20 protein-coding genes are annotated in these 19,451 nt (G+C 36.6%); 14 read left to right on the forward strand and 6 right to left on the reverse strand.

What is annotated here, in order from left to right:
* Positions 1–15: 15 nt before the first annotated feature.
* The 4 genes from GFU89_RS19205 to GFU89_RS19220 all read left to right on the forward strand — a co-directional run bounded on the left by GFU89_RS19205 (position 16) and on the right by GFU89_RS19220 (position 3,053).
* Entirely contained in the window at positions 16–624 is a 609-nt protein-coding gene (locus tag GFU89_RS19205; protein ID WP_318848653.1) for a TerD family protein, read from the forward strand.
* Positions 625–709: 85 nt separating this feature from the next.
* The gene (locus GFU89_RS19210) at positions 710–1,753 is read left to right on the forward strand and encodes a TerC/Alx family metal homeostasis membrane protein (RefSeq protein WP_318848654.1); all 1,044 of its coding nucleotides are present in this window, start codon (positions 710–712) and stop codon (positions 1,751–1,753) included.
* Between the two features lie 355 nt (positions 1,754–2,108).
* The gene (locus tag GFU89_RS19215; RefSeq protein WP_318848655.1) at positions 2,109–2,636 is read left to right on the forward strand and encodes a TetR/AcrR family transcriptional regulator; all 528 of its coding nucleotides are present in this window, start codon (positions 2,109–2,111) and stop codon (positions 2,634–2,636) included.
* A 3-nt stretch (positions 2,637–2,639) separates the two neighbouring features.
* Complete coding sequence (locus GFU89_RS19220) at positions 2,640–3,053, forward strand: nuclear transport factor 2 family protein (RefSeq protein WP_318848656.1); 414 nt, start codon at positions 2,640–2,642, stop codon at positions 3,051–3,053.
* A 227-nt stretch (positions 3,054–3,280) separates the two neighbouring features.
* Here GFU89_RS19220 and GFU89_RS19225 read toward each other — a convergent pair whose 3' ends face one another.
* A complete protein-coding gene (locus tag GFU89_RS19225) occupies positions 3,281–4,288 on the reverse strand; it encodes a catalase (RefSeq protein ID WP_318848657.1) in 1,008 nt (335 codons plus the stop codon).
* A 226-nt stretch (positions 4,289–4,514) separates the two neighbouring features.
* On the opposite strand from GFU89_RS19225, the gene GFU89_RS19230 reads away from it, so the two are divergent.
* The 6 genes from GFU89_RS19230 (at position 4,515) to GFU89_RS19255 (ending at position 9,231) form a co-directional block, all read left to right on the forward strand.
* Positions 4,515–4,949, forward strand: a complete 435-nt coding sequence (locus GFU89_RS19230; protein WP_318848658.1) for an FKBP-type peptidyl-prolyl cis-trans isomerase — start codon at positions 4,515–4,517, stop codon at positions 4,947–4,949.
* Between the two features lie 143 nt (positions 4,950–5,092).
* Complete coding sequence (locus GFU89_RS19235) at positions 5,093–6,043, forward strand: hypothetical protein (protein ID WP_318848659.1); 951 nt, start codon at positions 5,093–5,095, stop codon at positions 6,041–6,043.
* A 64-nt stretch (positions 6,044–6,107) separates the two neighbouring features.
* Positions 6,108–6,518, forward strand: coding sequence for an Rrf2 family transcriptional regulator (locus GFU89_RS19240; protein WP_318848660.1), 411 nt, complete (start codon positions 6,108–6,110; stop codon positions 6,516–6,518).
* A gap of 59 nt (positions 6,519–6,577) precedes the next feature.
* Positions 6,578–7,231 carry an NAD(P)-dependent oxidoreductase gene (locus GFU89_RS19245; protein ID WP_318848661.1) on the forward strand — a complete coding sequence of 218 codons (654 nt, stop codon included), beginning with the start codon at positions 6,578–6,580 and terminating at the stop codon, positions 7,229–7,231.
* A 17-nt stretch (positions 7,232–7,248) separates the two neighbouring features.
* On the forward strand, positions 7,249–8,421 hold the full coding sequence (locus GFU89_RS19250) for an MBL fold metallo-hydrolase (RefSeq protein WP_318848662.1): 1,173 nt from the start codon (positions 7,249–7,251) through the stop codon (positions 8,419–8,421).
* Between the two features lie 126 nt (positions 8,422–8,547).
* A complete protein-coding gene (locus GFU89_RS19255) occupies positions 8,548–9,231 on the forward strand; it encodes a hypothetical protein (protein WP_318848663.1) in 684 nt (227 codons plus the stop codon).
* Positions 9,232–9,288: 57 nt separating this feature from the next.
* On the opposite strand, the gene GFU89_RS19260 is transcribed toward GFU89_RS19255, so the two are convergent.
* A complete protein-coding gene (locus GFU89_RS19260; protein ID WP_318848664.1) occupies positions 9,289–10,317 on the reverse strand; it encodes a M23 family metallopeptidase in 1,029 nt (342 codons plus the stop codon).
* Between the two features lie 225 nt (positions 10,318–10,542).
* Here GFU89_RS19260 and GFU89_RS19265 point away from each other — a divergent pair, with 225 nt between their 5' ends.
* Positions 10,543–11,583, forward strand: coding sequence for an NAD(P)H-dependent glycerol-3-phosphate dehydrogenase (locus GFU89_RS19265; protein WP_318848665.1), 1,041 nt, complete (start codon positions 10,543–10,545; stop codon positions 11,581–11,583).
* 83 nt (positions 11,584–11,666) lie between these two features.
* Here the strand turns inward: GFU89_RS19265 and GFU89_RS19270 are convergent, their stop codons facing one another.
* From GFU89_RS19270 to GFU89_RS19280, 3 genes are read right to left on the reverse strand one after another with little or no spacing between them, the layout of a single operon-like run.
* Positions 11,667–12,389, reverse strand: a complete 723-nt coding sequence (locus tag GFU89_RS19270) for a hypothetical protein (RefSeq protein ID WP_318848666.1) — start codon at positions 12,387–12,389, stop codon at positions 11,667–11,669.
* 59 nt (positions 12,390–12,448) lie between these two features.
* Positions 12,449–13,270 carry a hypothetical protein gene (locus GFU89_RS19275; RefSeq protein ID WP_318848667.1) on the reverse strand — a complete coding sequence of 274 codons (822 nt, stop codon included), beginning with the start codon at positions 13,268–13,270 and terminating at the stop codon, positions 12,449–12,451.
* 14 nt (positions 13,271–13,284) lie between these two features.
* Positions 13,285–14,391 carry a hypothetical protein gene (locus GFU89_RS19280; protein ID WP_318848668.1) on the reverse strand — a complete coding sequence of 369 codons (1,107 nt, stop codon included), beginning with the start codon at positions 14,389–14,391 and terminating at the stop codon, positions 13,285–13,287.
* 510 nt (positions 14,392–14,901) lie between these two features.
* On the opposite strand from GFU89_RS19280, the gene mqo reads away from it, so the two are divergent.
* From mqo to GFU89_RS19295, 3 genes are all read left to right on the forward strand, one after another.
* Positions 14,902–16,407 carry a malate dehydrogenase (quinone) gene (gene mqo / locus GFU89_RS19285; protein ID WP_318848669.1) on the forward strand — a complete coding sequence of 502 codons (1,506 nt, stop codon included), beginning with the start codon at positions 14,902–14,904 and terminating at the stop codon, positions 16,405–16,407.
* A gap of 67 nt (positions 16,408–16,474) precedes the next feature.
* Positions 16,475–16,873 carry a hypothetical protein gene (locus GFU89_RS19290; protein ID WP_318848670.1) on the forward strand — a complete coding sequence of 133 codons (399 nt, stop codon included), beginning with the start codon at positions 16,475–16,477 and terminating at the stop codon, positions 16,871–16,873.
* A 6-nt stretch (positions 16,874–16,879) separates the two neighbouring features.
* Complete coding sequence (locus tag GFU89_RS19295) at positions 16,880–17,746, forward strand: AadS family aminoglycoside 6-adenylyltransferase (RefSeq protein WP_318848671.1); 867 nt, start codon at positions 16,880–16,882, stop codon at positions 17,744–17,746.
* A gap of 2 nt (positions 17,747–17,748) precedes the next feature.
* On the opposite strand, the gene GFU89_RS19300 is transcribed toward GFU89_RS19295, so the two are convergent.
* On the reverse strand, positions 17,749–19,329 hold the full coding sequence (locus GFU89_RS19300; RefSeq protein WP_318848672.1) for a GMC family oxidoreductase N-terminal domain-containing protein: 1,581 nt from the start codon (positions 19,327–19,329) through the stop codon (positions 17,749–17,751).
* Positions 19,330–19,451: the final 122 nt, after the last annotated feature.

Below are 19,451 nucleotides of genomic sequence, written 5' to 3' on the forward strand. Positions count from 1 at the left end.
ACTAAACATAGAAATATGGCTATCAACTTACAAAAAGGTCAGAGAATCAACCTTAAAAAAGAAAATGGTGCTGAACTTTCACAGGCTTGTGTAGGAATCAACTGGGGAGCAATTGAAAAGAAAGGATTTTTTGGAACTAAAAAAGAAGCAGTAGACTTAGATGGAAGCTGTATTTTATACGATTCAAACAAAAACGTTACAGAAGTAATCTATTTTGGGAATCTTAAATCCAGAAACGGATCCGTAAAACATAGTGGAGATGATCTTACTGGTGACGTAGACGGAGATGACGGATTGGATAATGAGGTAATCACTGTAGATTTCAGCCAACTGGAACCTAATGTGGAACATGTTGCAATGGTATTGAACAGCTACAGAGGACAGGATTTCGGAACAATTCCTTTTGCTTCTATCCGTATTTATGAGGGATCACCTACCAATGTAAGAGAAGTTTTTGCAAAATATGATATTGCAAATGATGCTTCTTTCAGCGGACACGTTGCCATGGTAATGGGTGTTTTCTATAAGAGAAACGGAGAGTGGAAATTCAATGCGATCGGAGATCCTACTGCTGACAAAAAACTGGAGCAGACGGTTCAGACGGTTCAGATGAATTACCTATAATCAATTGTAAATCAAAAGATAAATAAAATAGCAATATTTGTACTCTGTGCATCTATTGCTTTTATCATATAATAACATAACGCAAGTGGAACATCAAAGTATTTTAGAACTGCACCCAGGCCTGGTGTGGGGATTCGCGGTAACGGTTGTTATCATGCTGCTCCTGGACTTAGGGGTATTTAATAAAAAAAGTCATGAAGTCTCTTCCAAAGAAGCTACCATCTGGTCTATTGTATGGATCTCACTTTCCATGATATTTTCAGGGGTGGTATATTGGGCATTTAATACCGATGGAAGTCCGGAAAGCCATGCTTTGGCAGTAGAGAAATTCACACAGTATCAGGCGGCCTATTGGATTGAAAAAGCCCTGTCTGTAGATAACTTATTTGTATTTATTCTGGTTTTCGGATTCTTCAAGGTTCCGAAATACCTTCATCACAAGGTTCTTTTCTGGGGAATCATTGGTGCACTGATCTTCAGAGCGATATTTATTTTTGCAGGGGTAGGATTGATCAATCTGACTTATCTTCCTGAAATGAATATTTTTGGTAAAGCAGTACAGATCAATATTGTGATGGCATTATTCGGATTGTTTCTGGTATATGCCGGGATCAAATCCTGGGGCGATGGCGGTGATGATGACGATGAAGATTACAGCAATACCGCAGGTGCAAAGCTGATCAAAAGCTTCTGGAAAGTTTCGGATAACTATGATGGAGATAAATTCTTCACCATTCAAAACGGGATCAAAATGGCAACTCCTCTTTTAGTGGTAGTAGGGGTTATTGAGTTTACTGACGTTCTTTTTGCGGTAGATTCCATTCCGGCTATTTTTGCGATCTCCAATGATCCATTTATCCTTTATACCTCAAATATCTTCGCGATTTTAGGATTAAGATCATTATACTTCCTGTTGGCGAACTTTATCCATATGTTCAGCAAACTTCCATACGGATTGGCGATTATCCTATCCTTTATTGGAGTTAAAATGCTTATTGCGCCATGGATTCATATTTCGTCTCCGGTTTCTTTGGGAATCGTTGGAGGAGTATTGGTGATTTCTGTTCTTTTATCCATTATCTTCCCTGAAAAAGAAGAAGAGAAGAAAGAAGAACTGGAAGAAAAATAATCATATTTAAAATAAAAATAAAGCCTCTGGAATTTAATTCTTGAGGCTTTTTTATTGATAAAGTTTTTGTTGGGAAGCGCAAAGACGCAAAGAGATAATTATAATTCCTGCTTTTAAGACGCAAGAATATCTCTGCTTCGCTCAATATAAGATTTACAGCAAGGCACAATATTATTAGCGGTATTAAATTTTATCGAAGATAAAATTCTTGCGCCTCAACACATTATTTTCATAAAAACTTCGCGCCTTTGCGTTATCCAACATTTCAAAAATAAATTATTTAAAAAAATAAACAGACATACTGGTCTGTCTGTTTGTTTTTTTTCATACATTTGTTCCAGAAAAGAAAAGCAATATGAAATCTCCAAAAGAAAGAATTGTAGAAACCACCTTTGAGTTGTTCGCAAAACAAGGTTATAATTCTACAGGAATCAACCAGATCATTTCTGAGGCAGAAGTAGCCAAAGCAAGCTTTTATCAGTATTTTAAATCCAAAGAAGACCTATGTGTGGAATTTCTGAAAGTAAGACATGAATACTGGTTCAACGAATTCAACAATTTTTTATCAAAGGAAAAAGACCCGAAATCTAAAACGACCAAAGCTTTCGATTTTCTGGTATATATGAATAAAAAAGAAAATTTCCGTGGGTGCAGTTTCCTGAATATTTTATCAGAAATACCAATGGATAATATTAAAATCCTGAGCGCAATTCAATCCCATAAAGCTGACCTCAGAAACTTTTTTTTAGAATTACTGAGTGATGATACTCTTTCTGACCACATCTATATGCTTTTTGAAAGCAGTATTATAGAAAGCCAGCTTTTCAAATCTAATGAATTAATTGAAAAATCAAAAAAAATAGCCACCAATTTAATACAATAAGTTATGGAACAAAAACATCCGCTTCCGCCTTTCACATTAGAAACGGCACTGGAAAAAATTCAACTGGCAGAAGATGCCTGGAACAGTCAGGATCCTGAAAAGGTTTCCAAAGCATATACCATTGACAGCGAATGGAGAAACAGAAATACCTTCGTGAATGGAAGAGAGGATATTGTAGCATTTCTACAGAAAAAATGGGATAAGGAGCTTCATTATAAGCTTAAGAAAGAATATTGGGCGCATACTGATAACCGCATCGCCGTTCGCTTTGAATATGAATATCAAACGAAAGACGGAAATTGGTTCAGAGCGTATGGAAATGAGAACTGGGAATTTGATGAAAACGGCTTGATGGCTAAAAGATATGCAAGCATTAATGACCTGGCGATCAAAGAAGAAGAAAGAAAATTCAGATAAAATAAAGAGGCTGTCTCAAAAGTGTCATTCTGAACGGAATGAAATGTAGTGAAGAATCTCATGTTTCAGTTTATCAATGAGATTCTTCCTTCGTCAGAAATCCAAGATTCGACGTAGTCAATGACAAAAGCAAATTATTTGACTTTTGAGATAATCTCGTCAGTTTTAAGATTTATTAAAACTGAAACATCCGGTCAATAAATTATAATTCATAATTTATCATTCATCTAACTGTTCTTCCCATGCAGCAGTTTATTAATCTTCCTTCTTGTCTGTACAGATACTTTATAAGCTTCATCACGCAGCTTCTGTATTTTTCCTACGGGCTGAAAAAAGATCTTACTTTCAAAAGGATTGAATGAAAGTAATTCATTCGTACAATTACGGGAATCCAGCAATGAATCTTTAGTTATTTTTACCTCACCTATTTTAATGAAAGGAGAATTTTTCCATTCAACATTCAGTTTATTGACCGGCTGGTCCTGAAGATCGTAGCATAGCTGTATCAGTATATCAGCAGTAAAATCATGAGTCTCCAGATAATTTTTTAGGGAGTCTTTAATCTGCTGTTTTCTGCCTGTATGTTTATCCACATTCTTAGGACATAGCTTTATTTTAATAATTTGATCTCCCAATCGGTAAGCACCTACAGAATAATAATCAAAAGACAGGATAAAATCATTTCTTCTACCGATCAACTTGATGATATTACGAACCATATCACCTGTTACTAAAGAAGGAATCATTTTGATAACCTGAATAAGCATAGAAAACAGGCTTCTCCATTTCTTACTGTAAAACTTATTGACAGCAGTAAACAGTTTCAAAAAAGTAGAAACGGAATTAATCGGGAACAAAGGAAAATTCACCAATGGATAATTAGCAAGCAATCCACCATTTTCATCCTTGATCTGTACAGCAAACCCATAAGCAGGAATATCCTTTTTAGAGTTTTTAATTTTCAGCTGAGCATTGGAAAACCGAATGGTCAGATCAAATTTTTCCTTATCAAAAAAAGGCTGCAGTGATTCCGGAATGTCGGGTTCAGTCCAGAATGTTCCCTTTGCTACCGCATACGTTTTAGCATGGGCATTTCGGGTAGCATAATTGACGTCACTGATGGAAGAGGATTGTTCAACAAAATCCGCTATTGTTTTTTTATTGATTTCCAGAAGCTTTTTTTCCTCTTCATTCAGTTCATCAAACTTCTTATTATATTTTAATGGATTTGGCATTTAGTTTTTAAAATTCAATTATAACGCCAAGTTTCGAAATCTGTGTTAAGTAAGTATTACAATTATTTGAATTTTGTTGATAAAGAGACTTGTTATCACGAAAAGTATGTAAATATGGTTGTCTTATTTTAATTGATAACCTGTTTAAGTTGTTGAATTTTAATGCTTAATAATTCTTACTTCTTACTTCCATCAACAAATCTTATCTTTGTAAAAAATTTATAATATGGGAGTAGCAGATATGTTATTTAAACGTAAAAAAGAATTGGCAGAAAAGAACCTGAAAGATGGTAAAGAATATATGGAAGAGTATGGTAAGAGAGAAAGCGTTGTGCAGTTACCAAGCGGCTTACAGTATGAAATCATTACGGAAGGAGAGGGTCAGAAACCTGGACCTAAGTCTACTGTAAAATGCCACTACCACGGAACCACTATTTCCGGTAAAGTATTTGACAGCTCTGTAAAAAGAGGTACACCTGCATCTTTCCCTTTAAACAGAGTGATTTCAGGTTGGACAGAAGCACTTCAGTTGATGCCTGTTGGAAGCAAATGGAGACTGATCATTCCACCACATTTAGCGTATGGAGATCAGGAGATCAGCAAAGAAATTGGGCCAAACAGTACGCTTGTTTTTGAAGTTGAATTGCTGGATATTAAATAATCCTTCTTAAAAATAGATTAAAAATTTACCTAATTTCAGGTAAATTTTTTTATTTGTACTATATTCGTAGTAGTAAATTGTAAAACAAAGGTGACAGGAAAGATTGTTTTATAATACGTCCGGTAACACAAAAATATGACTGAATGAAAAAACTCTTCTACCTTCTCGCTGTGGCAAGCTTACTGGTGTCCTGTGTTTCCAAGAAAAATCAGGCGATCCAGCAGAATATTCTTACCCTTAAAGACAGCTACTGTAAAGCTCCCTTTAAATATAATTACAATAATAAACTTCCGTCTTATAATTCGGATTCTATTTTAGCAGCCAATAAAGATCTTAACGGAATGTTTAACGATCAGAGTATTTTAATTTTAAATGCACTGGGTAATCTTAATGATGTTCACAAAATCATCGAGCTTAAAAAAGATTCTTCCCTCACTTCACAAGTGAAAATATTGCAGCTTAAAACCAAAATCAACAGCAGAATTACCATTGCTTTAACAGAACTTGATGCTGTGGCCGCGGAATTTGATTGTGAAGGAGAAAGAGTAGCTCAGATCGGAAGCTATGTGGATAATCTGAATGCTTCACGAAATAATAAACTGATTTTATACTCTATCATAGCCGGAGCGGCTTCATCCATTGCCGGAGGAATTGTGAAAAGTGACGGCTGGGATAATGCAATAGGTATCGGAGGAGGTATTTTGGGAGCAGGGTTTGGTTTGGCAACCCTTAATCCCAAAGGAAAAAAAGTAGAATTTATCCATCAGAGAAATCTTTTGAGGGATATCTGGAAAGAAAAACTGGAGTCTCCGAACTTCCCACCTTTCATCTGGTATATGTACACCGAGAAAAAATTTTCCAATAAAGAAGAATATTCTATCATAGGAAATATGAAACAGAGATGGCTCCATTATCAGTTTGATGATGTGAAAGAAGCCGCAGATAAGTCTGTGATCTTCAGTGATGGTGGGTTTTACAGAGCAGATGATCTCAATAACCGTGCTGCTATGCTCAATCAAATGCAGTCGGCAACCCGTACAATCAATCAAAACATCAATTATTTGCTGCTTGATCTGGATAAATTAATTCTTTAAGAAAAATTAACTGTAATAAATTTTGTTACATTTAGAAAATGTGTATATTTGCAGAGTAATTACAATGAACAATACAAGATTTGCTACGGCAATACATATTATGACCTTATTGGCGAAGAGCCCTCAGGAGTGGCTTACTTCCGAGTGGATAGCTGGTAGTATCAATGTAAATCCGGTGATTATCCGAAAAGAAATCAGCGTATTACGAGAAGCAGGTCTGATTGTCAGCCGACAGGGAAAAGAAGGAGGAAGCCAGCTTGGCAAAAATGCGGAGTTGATCACCATTTCTGAGATCTATAAAGCCGTAAAAAATACTGAAGTATTAGGTAAGAAAAATCAGAATCCTAATCCGGCATGCAGTGTTGGAAAGGAAATTAACGTTCATTTAAATACATTATTTGAAGAAACAGACCATTTGGTAGTAAAGTTTTTAGGAGACAAGTCATTACAGACATTCGCTGATCAGTTCGAATAAAAATTTTTTAACTTTAAATGTAACAAAATTTATTACAATTTAATTAAAAATAAGACATTATGAAAAAAGTAGCAGTAATTGGTGCAACAGGATTTGTAGGAGCACACGTAGTAGCAGAATTAGCAAACAGAGGATATGCTGTTGAAGCATTGGTAAGAGATTCATCTAAGGTGAAATCACAGGAAAATGTAACGGCAAAAAGCGTTGATGTAAACAATGTAGATGAATTGGCTGAAGCATTAAAAGGAAGCGATGCTGTCATCAGTACCTTCAATGCAGGATGGACTAACCCTAATCTTTACAACGATTTTTTGAATGGTTCTGAGAATATTCAAAAAGCAGTAGAACAGTCTGGTGTAAAAAGACTTATTGTAGTAGGAGGAGCAGGAAGCCTTTATACTCCGGATAATATACAAATCGTAGATACTCCAGATTTCCCGGATGCTTACAAACCAGGTGCTACAGCAGCAAGAGATTACCTGAACAAAATCAAAGAAAACAATACTCTGGATTGGACGTTCTTCAGCCCTGCAGTGGAAATGAACCAGGCGAATGTAGGAGAAAGAACAGGAAAATACAGAACATCATTAGAAACTCCTGTATTTGATGAAAATGGAAGAAGCCGTCTGTCTGTAGAAGATGTAGCCGTAGTTTTGGTAGATGAACTGGAACAGAACAACCATATCAGAGAACGTTTTACCGCAGCGTACTAATTATAAAAAAGACAGAAATGATACAAAGAAAATTATTGTCGTTATTGATGCTGTTGGGATTTATCAGCATATTTGCGGGAAACCTTAAAGTGAAAGTGTATAATCCGGGAACCAAAGCTATTTTCCCAATTACTTCCACTATTATTTATGGAGATAAAGATGCCATACTTGTGGATGCTCAATTTCAGAAACAATATGCAGAGCAGCTTGTGAAAGAAATAAAAGCAACAGGAAAAAACCTGAAAACAGTTTTTATTTCTCACAGTGATCCTGATTTTTATTTTGGACTGGATGTTATCAGAAAAGCATTTCCTAATGCAAAGATTATTTCCACAGCTCAGACAGCCTATTTGATATCGGCTTCCAAAGATGATAAACTCGCAGTATGGAAACCACAGTTGAAAGCAGATGCTCCATCAGAAATTATTGTTCCTGAAGCTGCAGCATCAATTCCAGACCTTGAAGGAAACAAAATTGAAATCAGACAGAACCCTGAAGATCCTGCACATAGTTTTCTCTGGATTCCTTCCATTAAAACCATTGCAGGCGGGATTTCAGTTTCTGTAGGTTCACATGTTTGGATGGCAGACACGCAGAATGCAAAAGCAATTGATCAATGGATTGGGCAGATTGATGCAATGAAAGCTTTGAAACCGGAGCAGGTAATTCCTTCCCATTTTGCAGAACTTTCTACCTCTCCACAATCTCTGGATTTTGTAAAAAACTATCTGGAAAACTATAAACAAGCAGTTACAGCAAATAAGACTTCATCTGCCATTGTGGATTTTATGGTTAAAAAATACCCCAATCTTCCAGGAAAAGAAGAACTGGAAATGGGAGTGAAAGTTTATCTTAAAGAAATGGATTGGGATCTGAAATCTCCATACCCGGCCATAGGCCATAAAGTTGAAGTTGATTTTGGAACCGTAAAATTCCTTCTTGATTTTAAAGATAATAAAACAATGACCTTCACCGGAACAGCCGGAAGTTCAAAAAACAGTACAGATACTGTAGAGTATACCGCTGTAGAAGTCGCGAAGAATGTTTTTATGGTGTATTGGCATGAACCACATCTTGGTTTCAATGTAACCCATATTCAGGATTATAATAAAAATATTATTTACTCAAATATTGCAGGTCCAGACGGTACGTTCACCCATCCGAAAGGAACTCTTAAGATTTTGAAATAATGATAAGAATCAAAAGTACATGTAAATTTTTGCATGTACTTTTTGTTATATTTGATTTGCAGAAAATCATTCTTTTAAAAAGGAGAAGAGGATCTGTAATTTATTTTTAAAATCAAATAATAACTAATGAAATCAATTAAAATTCTGCCTTATCTGTTGTTGACTTTATTTTTATTCAGCTGTGGTAAACTGGCAACTACATCTGAAGATAAAAAATCTGTTGATGAAGTTCTTAAGTTTTACGGAGGGTATGTTGAAACAATGAAAGGTGTAGAAACGCTGAATGGAAATTCCAGTGATTTTTTTGAAGTACAGATTAAAGACAGTAAACTGATCAATAATCAACCTCAAAGAGCGATATCAAATGCCTCCAATATTGCATTTATAGCTTTTCAGAATCAAAAACCTGGAGCCTATGATGTTATTAAAACAAAATTACTTTTAGCTGACGGGGCCAGTTTTACAAAATCATTCACTCAAAAAGAACTGCAGGAAGTAAAAAATATATATCCGGAAATTGATAAGATCAATTCATTTTTGATTAATAAAAACTACAGCGGAATTTTTGAAATGTTTGATTCAAAATTTAAACCTAAAGAGAAAGTAGTCAAAGAAACACTTTCAGGAATGGATTCTCAATTAGGCCCGATAACAAAAATACAGTTTCAGGGATTTGAATTTCTTGAAGATTCCAATTTAGGACATATCATTTTAGTAAGAGAAGTGGGGCAGAGAAAGCAGTTGTTTCCTTTTATCAATCTTGCATTTGACAGAAAGACAAAAAAACTGTTGAATATTGAATTCCCGTAAAAACAGATCTCCAGGATTAAATAAAAAAGGCCGTTCTATGTGAACAGCCTTTTCTTTTTATAGATTCATAAACAATTTCGGATTAATCGGAGTATTGTTTTTGTGTACTTCATAATGAAGATGAGGACCTGTAGAACGTCCTGAATTTCCGGATTTGGCAATCACCTGACCTACTTTTACTTTATCATTTACCTTAGATACAAGTTGAGATAAATGTCCGTACAGCGTAGCCAGTCCATTTCCGTGAGAAACGATCACGCAGTTTCCATAGCCTCCTTTCTGTCCGGAAAAAATAATTGTTCCGGCAGCCGCAGCTCTTACATCAGAACCATAGGCAACAGCAATGTCCAGTCCTTTATGGAATTGCATCTGATCAGCTTCAGCAGGTGGATTGTTTTTTTCAGCAGCAGTTTTAGTCGTAGTTGTAGTCCCAGCCACAGCTTTTGTTGTAGATGGAGCTGATGCAGCAGCCACTGGAGCCGCTTTTGGAGTAACCATTACTTTCACTTCCCTTTTATTTCCATAGCTGTCTGTAAGTTCAATAATTTTTTCAACAGGTTCAGCTTTTACTTCAGGTTTTGGAGCTGCAGCCACTGTCGGTTTTGCTTCCGTTGCTGCACTTGTTTTTACCGAAGCGAAAACAGTTTTGAATGGAATCGGGTTTTTTCTCACTCCAAAATTAGAGGAAATATATCCGTCTGTAGGCATACCTAAGGGAACCTGCATCAGTTTTTTCTGAAGATTCATCAGATACTGGCTGTATCGGTTCGCCTGTTTGGAAAGATAAATAGAATTTGAGATACTGTCCTGGTTGAGCATCATCAGTTTTTCGTTGGTAATGTCTTTGGACTTCAGGAAGGAGTTAAGTTGGCCCACTGTCTGATCTACGAGTGTAAGATCAGTTTTCATTTTTAGATAATCTACACTGTCTTTTTCAGTGTTTATTTTTACAAGGTTGACTTCGTAGGTTTTGTCGTCTCTTTCAGAAAATAGCTTCGCAATGAAGACACCTTGTGCAAAAACTACTAGCAAAAGTCCTCCCAGGAGAATGTTTACGTTCTTCTTGCTGTTTAGAAATTTTTTCATATTTCTTCTCTTAGTAAATTTAAAACGGTTTTGAAGCTGCAAATTTAATTAAAAATAAGCTTTGAGGGTTATTTTTAATTAAAATTCAGTTTTTTTTGTATTTAACGGTTAATTAGCTATTTAATTGTGTTGAAGTGTTAATTTTTTCAGAAAATGGTGTTTATCATAGTTTCAAAGCCTTCGTTACGTCTTTGTTTTAATATCTTTGCAGTTCACATTCCAATTATGGCTAAAAAGAAAATTATTTCAGAATCTTCGAATCCAAAAAAGAATAAAAAGGATATTTCTGTAGGAGTTGTAGGGAGCGGAAGTTTTGCAACCGCGATCGTAAAAATGCTTGTTGAAAACTGCAAAGTTGTACACTGGTGTGTAAGAAGTGAATTTGTAAAAGGAGCCATTGAGCTTCGTGGGCACAACCCAACTTATCTTACAGCCGCTCACTTTAATCTGAAAAGCTTAAAATTAACAACAGATATCAATGAACTAGTTTCTGCCTGTGATGTTGTGGTTCTGGCAACTCCGTCTATCTACCTGTCTGATACACTTGATAAGATGACCTGTGATTATTCAGAGAAGATCTTTATCTCTGCAATTAAAGGGATTATTCCTAAAGTAAATGATGTAGTAGCTCATTATTTGCGTGATGAATTTAAAATAGGGTTCAGAAATCAGGCGGTTATTGCAGGACCTTGTCATGCAGAAGAGGTGGCGATGGAAAGACTTTCTTACCTTACCATTGCGGCAGTAGAAGATGAAACAGCTGAAAAACTTGAAGGAATCTTCAGCTCAGACTTTATTAAAGTACAGACAAGTAAGGATATTTTAGGAAATGAATACAGTGCTATTCTTAAAAATATTTTTGCGATAGGAGCGGGAATAGCAAGTGGACTAGGGTATGGGGATAACTTTACTGCAGTTTTTGTATCCAATGCAATCCGTGAAATGGAAGCTTTCCTGGAAGCAATCTATGAAGCACCAAGAGATGTAAACGAAAGTGCTTATCTGGGTGACCTTCTGGTGACTGCTTATTCACTTTTCTCAAGAAACAGAAACCTTGGAAATCTTATCGGAAAAGGATATACAGTGAGATCTGCCATTCAATCTATGAATATGGTGGCAGAAGGATACTATGCAGCAGATTCTATTTATAAAACAGCAAAACAGAAAAATCTTAAACTACCAATTATAGATACAGTATACGCCATCCTTTATGAAGGTAAAAATGCTGAAAAACAGTTTAAAAAACTAACCGCAAAATTGAATTAAAAAAACAAGGCTTTATTGCTAAAACCTTGTTTGTAAAATATTGTAACCGAAAGAAACTTAAGCATTTCAATGCTTAAGTTTTTTTATTGGCTCATCTTGGTGATTACAAGAGATAATGATGATCTGATATTAAGATTGCTGGCCGTAAAACCATTTCCTGTATCAAATTCAAACTTCTGGCGAATAGTTGTGGGAGAAGCCAGTGTTAAGAAATAACTTCCCTGATAAAATGTGAAAGAACTTGACAGCTGACACATTTTGTTGTTTTCTGTAATAACTGCGCTGGTAGCAGCATTAATCAGATAAGAACGTGTACACGTAAAATTCTGGGAAAGATACTGTGTATTAGCAGTTCCATTATTGTTATTGGCATTACTGGAGTCTACAGAATAACGGACGATATAAGTTCCTGCAGGTAAGGTAATCGTAGACTTATCTGCTGCAAGCGATGCTCCGGTAATTTTGTTGGATGTTACTGCAAAATTATTTAGAGTATTATTCGTGCTTCCGGTAGGAATCAGTACCCCTGAAGTAATAAGCAGAGACATTGCCTGAGGTTCAGAACCGGAAACAATAATACGCTGCCATTGATTTCTGACCCATACATAATAGCCTTTTGGGAAACTGGAAGCTCCTCCGCTGTTGTAAATAATAAGCCCGTCTGCTGGGTTAGCAACAGGAGTTGAAGTACTGTTGAGAACAATAAGGTCATATTGAGGAAAAAGAACCCCTTTGTTGGACGAATTGATGTCTATGACACTGCTTGCATTAGGAGTGTTTGTGTTAATACCAACTTGTGCATTCATGCAAATGTTGAATAGTATCATACAGACAATATAAATAGATGTTTTCATTGTGCAATTGATTATTGATTAAGTGCTGATCTTTGAATATCAACTTTAGCATTGGTAATGATGATCTCTCCGTTATTAGGAGCAGTTCCTCCGGATCCTGACTGATATGTTCCTCCCGCATCATGAGCAATGGCAGGAACTAAAAGAATAGGACTTGCCGAAGTGGTGACAAAGGAAAAACTTATATTCAGCGTATGGGTTTTATTGCTGGCAATAGATTGTGCGTTGATGCTGATTGTTTTACCATACTGGTTTCCGCTCACGGGATCTACAAGTTTTACAAGATACTGATGCAGATGAAGGGGAGTTCCTCCGATTCCGGCTGTTGTGCTTTCAAGAGCTGTTCTTATATTCAGGCATACATTCACCAGATAACCACTGTTTCCTGGAAGAGTGATAACTCCTGAAGAAGTATTGTATAATGCTCCGATGTCATTAGATACAACTGTAAAGGCCACATCATTGAAATTTTTGTAAGTACCGTTGGCTGATCCTCCTAATACAGGATAATCCGTAGTACGCTGAAGCATCATATAGCTTACCAGATTATAAGTGTCAGACAGCTGCGTCCATCTATTGTTTTTCCAGATGTAAACACCCGGACTGATTGAATTTCCTTTATTGTATACAACCAGTCCTTCTGCCGGATTATTTACCGGAGATGTATTGCTCAGTATATCTACAATATCCACTCTTGGAAGAAGAACTCCCTTATTGGTTGATTGTGATACTTCCAAAACAGCAGAACTGTTAACTGAAGATTTTCCAATCGCAACCTGTGCATATATGGTCTGCGCTATAATCAATAATAGCAGGATATAACTTTTTTTCATATGTTGATTGTTTTTTATAGCTGAGATATTTTAATGTAAGAACCGGTGGGGATCACATTTACAAGATCATAGAATGTACTGTTCTGCATTCTTCCCAGATTTAATCTTAGCCCTCCAATAATATTCGCATTCGCATTAGCAGGAACAGTATAATAATAGGACCAGGTAGCCAGGTGGTTGGTACTCACTTTGGATACAATAGGAACTTCCTTTCTGGTAGCACCTCCTCCGGTAAAGGAGTTCGTCGAATTATTGTACGTATCGTTGATGAAATCTATAAAATATCCCATCAGATAATAGGAACTTCCGGAAAGCGGAGCAGTTCCTCCCTGGCCGGCAGGGCTTTCCTGAGGTGAGTTTAGATTAAGGTTGACTTCTACCAGATAACTTCCCTGTGGAAGAATCAGTGAATATCCTCCTGAAACGGTATTCTGAACAACTTTAAATCCGCTGATATTAGATACTCCGGAAATAGCAGGGTTATTTACTATAAGCAGATTACTGGCACCTGCTACAGCATTATCCAATGCAGATAACGACCCTGTAAAATCGAGATAAGCAACTTTTGGTGTATTTTCTGCATCAATTGTGCTTTGCCACGTGCTGCCTGTACTATTGAAAAAATGTAGAGCTTTGTTGTTGCTGTTGCTCCCGCCATTAAACCCAATAAGTCCGTTGGCTGGAGAGGCAACCGGGGTCGTTGTACTGTTCAGAGTTGCAATGTTCAGATTGGAAAATAATACCCCTTTATTACCTCCTGAAACAGTTACCGTAGGTGCTGTTGTATAACCGCTGCCTCCGTTGTTGAGTGTTATGCCGGTGAGCTGACCACTGGAAATAACCGCTGTAGCACGGGCTTTTGAGCCTCCGTTTACAATGGATCCTCCTCCAAAGAAATTAATTGTGGGTGCAGACGTGTAACCGCTGCCTCCATTGCTGATTGTAATACCGGTAACTGCCCCTCCTGAAATGGTTGCAGTAGCTGTGGCCGGTGTTCCACTGAAGTTCTCAATGTGCAGAATAGCACTGGGGTCCGGTGTGGACGTGTTGATTCCTACACTTCCGCTTTGGGCAAATGCCACTGTTGCGAAAAATGTACTAACGAAGTTAATAATTTTCATCTTTTACTATGTTTACGAAATAATTAATTAAATACTTATTGGAATATGTATTAAATCAATTGAAAGGTACGTAAAAAAATCGCCAATTAAATATGTTATGTATAGAATTATATCTATAAAATTATATATTTATCAATAATAAGTGATGTTTTGTAAATTACATATAATGATTTATCACTTATTGTTGATAAAAGACATTGACGTAAAAGGTTATGATTGCAGTATTTTGTTTGATGAACTTAAATAAACTTAAGTTTTTATAAAATTTAACCATTAAAAAAGCTCTTAATTATTTACCATTCAGTGAATTAAAAAAGATGAAATTTTAATATTTTTTTAAATAAACGTTTTATATTATCAATCATTTCAATGATGGTCTATTGAAATTTTCCATGAATTTTTGTTGTGTGCTAAAGAAGTGTTTTTACCACAAAAAATAACATGTTAAAATCGTTAAACGCGTTCCTGTTTTTAAAACTTTTCCCGAAATTTGAAGTAAAATTTAAAATTATGTCACAATCGCTTACAAGCAGAACACCGAAACCTACATATGACGTTGTACTGATAGGCGGCGGAATCATGAGCGCCACTTTAGCAACGCTGCTTCATGAATTTGATCCAAATCTCGAAATCGCAATCTTCGAAAGACTCGGAAGATTTGCCAAAGAAAGTACAGCAGCATGGAACAATGCCGGAACAGGGCACTCCGCTTTTTGTGAGCTAAATTATACCCCGGAAAAACCAGACGGATCTATTGATATTACCAAGGCAGAAAGTATTGCAGAGCAGTTTGAAATTTCAAAACAGTTCTGGGCTTATCTGCTTACCAAAGGTTATATTCATGAGCCTAAAGAATTTATCAATTCCTGCCCCCATATGAGTCTGGTATTCGGAGAAAAAGATGCTGAATACCTTAGAAAACGTCATGATAAAATGGCAGAATCTGTACTTTTCTCGGGAATGGAATTTTCTACAGATCATGATAAACTGAGAGAATGGATTCCTTTGGTAATGAGCAAAAGAAATCAGTCTGAAGTAATGGCAGCCACGAAGATGGATATGGGGACAGATGTGAACTTCGGAACACTGACAAGAAAAATGGGAAGACACCTTCTGGAAGATTCCAATGTGGAGGTGTTCCTATACCACGAAGTGAAAGATATTGATCCTAGAGAAAACGGGAAATGGGAAATGAAGGTGAAAGACAGAATCAACAGTCATAAACAGGAAGTGGTTGCAGACTTTGTATTTATTGGTGCAGGAGGATATGCACTTCCGTTATTAGATAGTTCGGATATTAAAGAAAGTGAAGGATACGGAGGTTTCCCGGTTTCCGGACAGTGGCTGGTAAGTCATAATCAGGAATTGGTAGAAAAACACCAGGCTAAAGTGTATACACAGGCTACGGTAGATGCTCCTCCAATGTCTGTTCCACACCTTGACCTTAGAATTATTGATGGTAAGAAGGCTCTTCTTTTTGGCCCTTTTGCAGGGTTCTCCACCAAATTCCTGAGAGAAGGAAGTTATCTTGATCTTCCTGAAAGTGTAAATACCAAGAACCTGAAATCACTTTTTGGAGCATGGTGGCATAATATTCCTTTGACGAAATATCTTATTCAGCAGGTTGCAATGACGAAATCTCAGAGAATGCAGCATTTAAGAGAATTCATCAAGGATGCCAAAGAGGACGACTGGGAATTGAAAGTAGCCGGCCAAAGGGTTCAGGTCATCAAAAAAGATGAAAAAGAAGGAGGTAAACTGGAATTCGGAACTGAAGTGGTTGTGAATAAGAACGGAACAATTGCTTCTTTGTTGGGAGCTTCACCAGGAGCGTCTACAGCAGTATATGCTATGCTGAATGTGCTGGAAAAATGCTTCCCGGAAAAACTTCATGGCGAGTGGAAAGGAAAACTGCTTGAAATGATTCCTTCCTATGGACAAAAACTGGCTGGAAATGCTGAACTGACCAATGAAGTGAGAAATTATACAAAAGAAAAATTAGAATTAGAATATTAATACCAATAATGAGCAATGAGTAGCAGCATCTATTACTCATTGCTCATTATTTATTACTTATTAAAAGGTGGAAGAAGTAATTGTAAAACCTGTTATTGCAAAGGAAATCCTGGAATCTCTTAAGGCGAAAACGGAAGAGGAGAAACAGGTAATCATACACTGTTGTTTTCCGGCATCGCCATTTTTAGGAAACCTGATAAGGATCTGGCATTCAACCTATCTTTTTGACAACCAGTCTGAGCATAGAAGCAAATTGATTCATGCGGAAAATATTTCAATTTCTCCCTATTGGACTCCGGTTCCTTTTATGAAGGATTTTTGGTTTACTCTGATATTTTCGGGGCTTCCAAAAGGCTGTAAAAGTTTTGATTTAAAAGAAGTCATTCCTGAAGAAGGCGGCTTTTTTGTAGAATCAATCAAAAGAAATTCTTCCGATGTATATCGGGTAAAAATTTTAGAATCCTAATTAAAGATGAAAGTAAGGGAGGAAAAACTGAAACAGATTATTTATTGGGCTGAAAGCAATCCTGATATCCGTGCTGTGCTTCTGACCAGTTCATTGGTAAACCCTTATGCTCCCGTAGATGATTTAAGCGATCTGGATGTAGAACTCGTTTTTGAAAACAGAGCATTTTATGAATCCGGAAATGAATGGATCAGGCTTTTTGGTGATCCTATTTCCATGATTGAAGAAAATGACAGTGTTTTTGAGGGAAAACATGCCATGAAAATGGTTCTGTATAAAGACCATGTGAAAGTTGACTTTAAGCTGTATCAGGTATCGGAATTTATTGAAGAAATCAATGAAGAAAACCTTCCCGAAGATTGGGATGTAGGATATCGGGTTTTAATAGACAAGGATCATCTTACAAAAAATATGAAACCGCCAACGTATCAATCAATCATGATCCATCAGCCTACGGAAAAAGAATTTCAACAGCTGTTTAATGATTTTTGGTGGGATACAACCTATGTGGCAAAATGCCTTAAACGCGGTGATATTTTTTATGCCAAATTTATGTCTGAAAATGTCCTGCGTACAGATTATCTTGTTCCTTTGATTGAATGGTATATTGCCGAAAGTCATGATTGGAATACTATTACGACCAATAAACACGGAAGACTTTTCAAACAATATTTATCCTCCGATTTATGGAATAAAGTGGAGGCTACTTTCTCCGGAAATGATATTGAGGAAAACTGGAAAGCATTGCTTGCCTGTGCTGATCTGGTACATGAACTGGGTACTTCTTTGGCCGAAAAACTTCATTTTATCTATCCAATGAAGCTGGAAGATGATATCCGCAACTATCTTACGGAACTACAATCAATGCATTGATTTTAAGCAAATTCATTCTCTTTGATGAGGTTTTCAATACAGTATTCTGCAATCGCAGTAATAGTAACAAACGGATTGACCCCAATAGTTCCGGGAATCAATGATCCATCCAGAACATACAGGTTTTCATGATCTTTTAGTTTTCCATATTCATTGGTAGCTTCACCCAAAACACATCCTCCAAGCGGGTGATAACAGATATCAGCCCCAAAACCATTATTGAAAAGCAGATGGCTTCTCGTACCACCGTTGGCTTTATTCATTTTCCGGATAAAATATTGGGCATTTTCTTTCATTTTGACAGTATTGCTTTCATCCCAGTTCAAAGTCAGGGATTGGCTGGCTTTATTGTATGCAACTTCTCCTTTTTTATCAACTCTATTGATCAGCAGATATAAAGCAGTAGCGACATCCATTCCCATTGGTAAAGGGGCAATCTCTGTGAAAAACGGGTGTTCAGGATCATCCCAGTTGTCAATACCACCTACCGGAATAGTAGATTGCTTGGCTCCTGTACCGCCAGACAAAGGTTTTACCCAGTTTCTTCCGGTCATAAAATTTCCGTTATTTCCCCATTTTTTCCCGACATTTTCATGAACAGGGAAATTATTTTGTGCATGAGATTGTAGCAGAAGCTGTAAAGTTCCCATTGTTCCTGCAGAAAGAATCAGCTTTTTACAGTTGAAAACTTTGTCAACAACTAAGATACCTGATGTATCAATCTGCTGAACATTTAATGTATAGCTTTTATCATCATTAAGTTTTATCGTTTGTACACGATGAAGATCAAGGATTTCTAAATTTCCCGTTTCCAGCGCTTTTTTGAGATAAGTTTTATCCAAGCTGTTTTTTCCATAATTGTTGCCATAGATTACCTCGGTATTAAGAGCAGAACGGGGAACCTCATTCCGGAACTCTTTTTCCATATACTTAAAATCATACACATTCGGAACTCGCATGGTTTTAAAACCAGCTTTATGAGCCTCTTCTTCACCTACCCGTGTGAATTTATAATAAGGGCAGTCTTTCAGAAACTGTTCATCAATCACATTTACCTTCAGTTCTTCCCGTACCAGAGGAAAGTAATGATTGTAAAATTTTTCAGCATCAAGATCGGGAAAAACTTCCTTGAAATAGCTTTCTTTTGGAGTTACGGCCATACCTCCATTCACAAGAGAACCTCCGCCAACGCCTCTTCCTACCCAGATATTGATATGTTCAAAATCCAGACGGTCTAATATTCCGGTAAAAGGAGTCAAAGAAAAAATATTCATGAAAGGTGCAATGCTTTTCTTTTTCAGCCATGCAGAACTTTTTCCGGGTTTCAAAAGATTGGAAAACGGAATTCCTGCTTTTTCCCAATTAAGACCCATTTCAAGCAAGACTACTTTTTTCCCGGCTTCACAAAGACGTAATGCCGATACAGCTCCTCCATATCCGCTGCCAATGATCACAATAGGGACATCAGTATTTTCTGTTATCTGGCTGTTTTTTCTTTCTGCAGCCCGGAATAATTCGGATTGAAGAAAATAGAAACCTGATATCGCCAATGCACTGGTTCTGATGAAATTTTTTCTGTCCATGACCTTTGCTTTTCAAAAAGTATGCTAGATCAGCCGGTACTTATTGTATTTAAAACAGATTATATTTTTTTATTAGAATTTTAACTTTTGTTGTTTCTAAAATTCATAGTTTTACTTATAAT

This window comes from Chryseobacterium sp. JV558 (genome assembly GCF_033712365.1).
GTDB lineage: Bacteria > Bacteroidota > Bacteroidia > Flavobacteriales > Weeksellaceae > Chryseobacterium.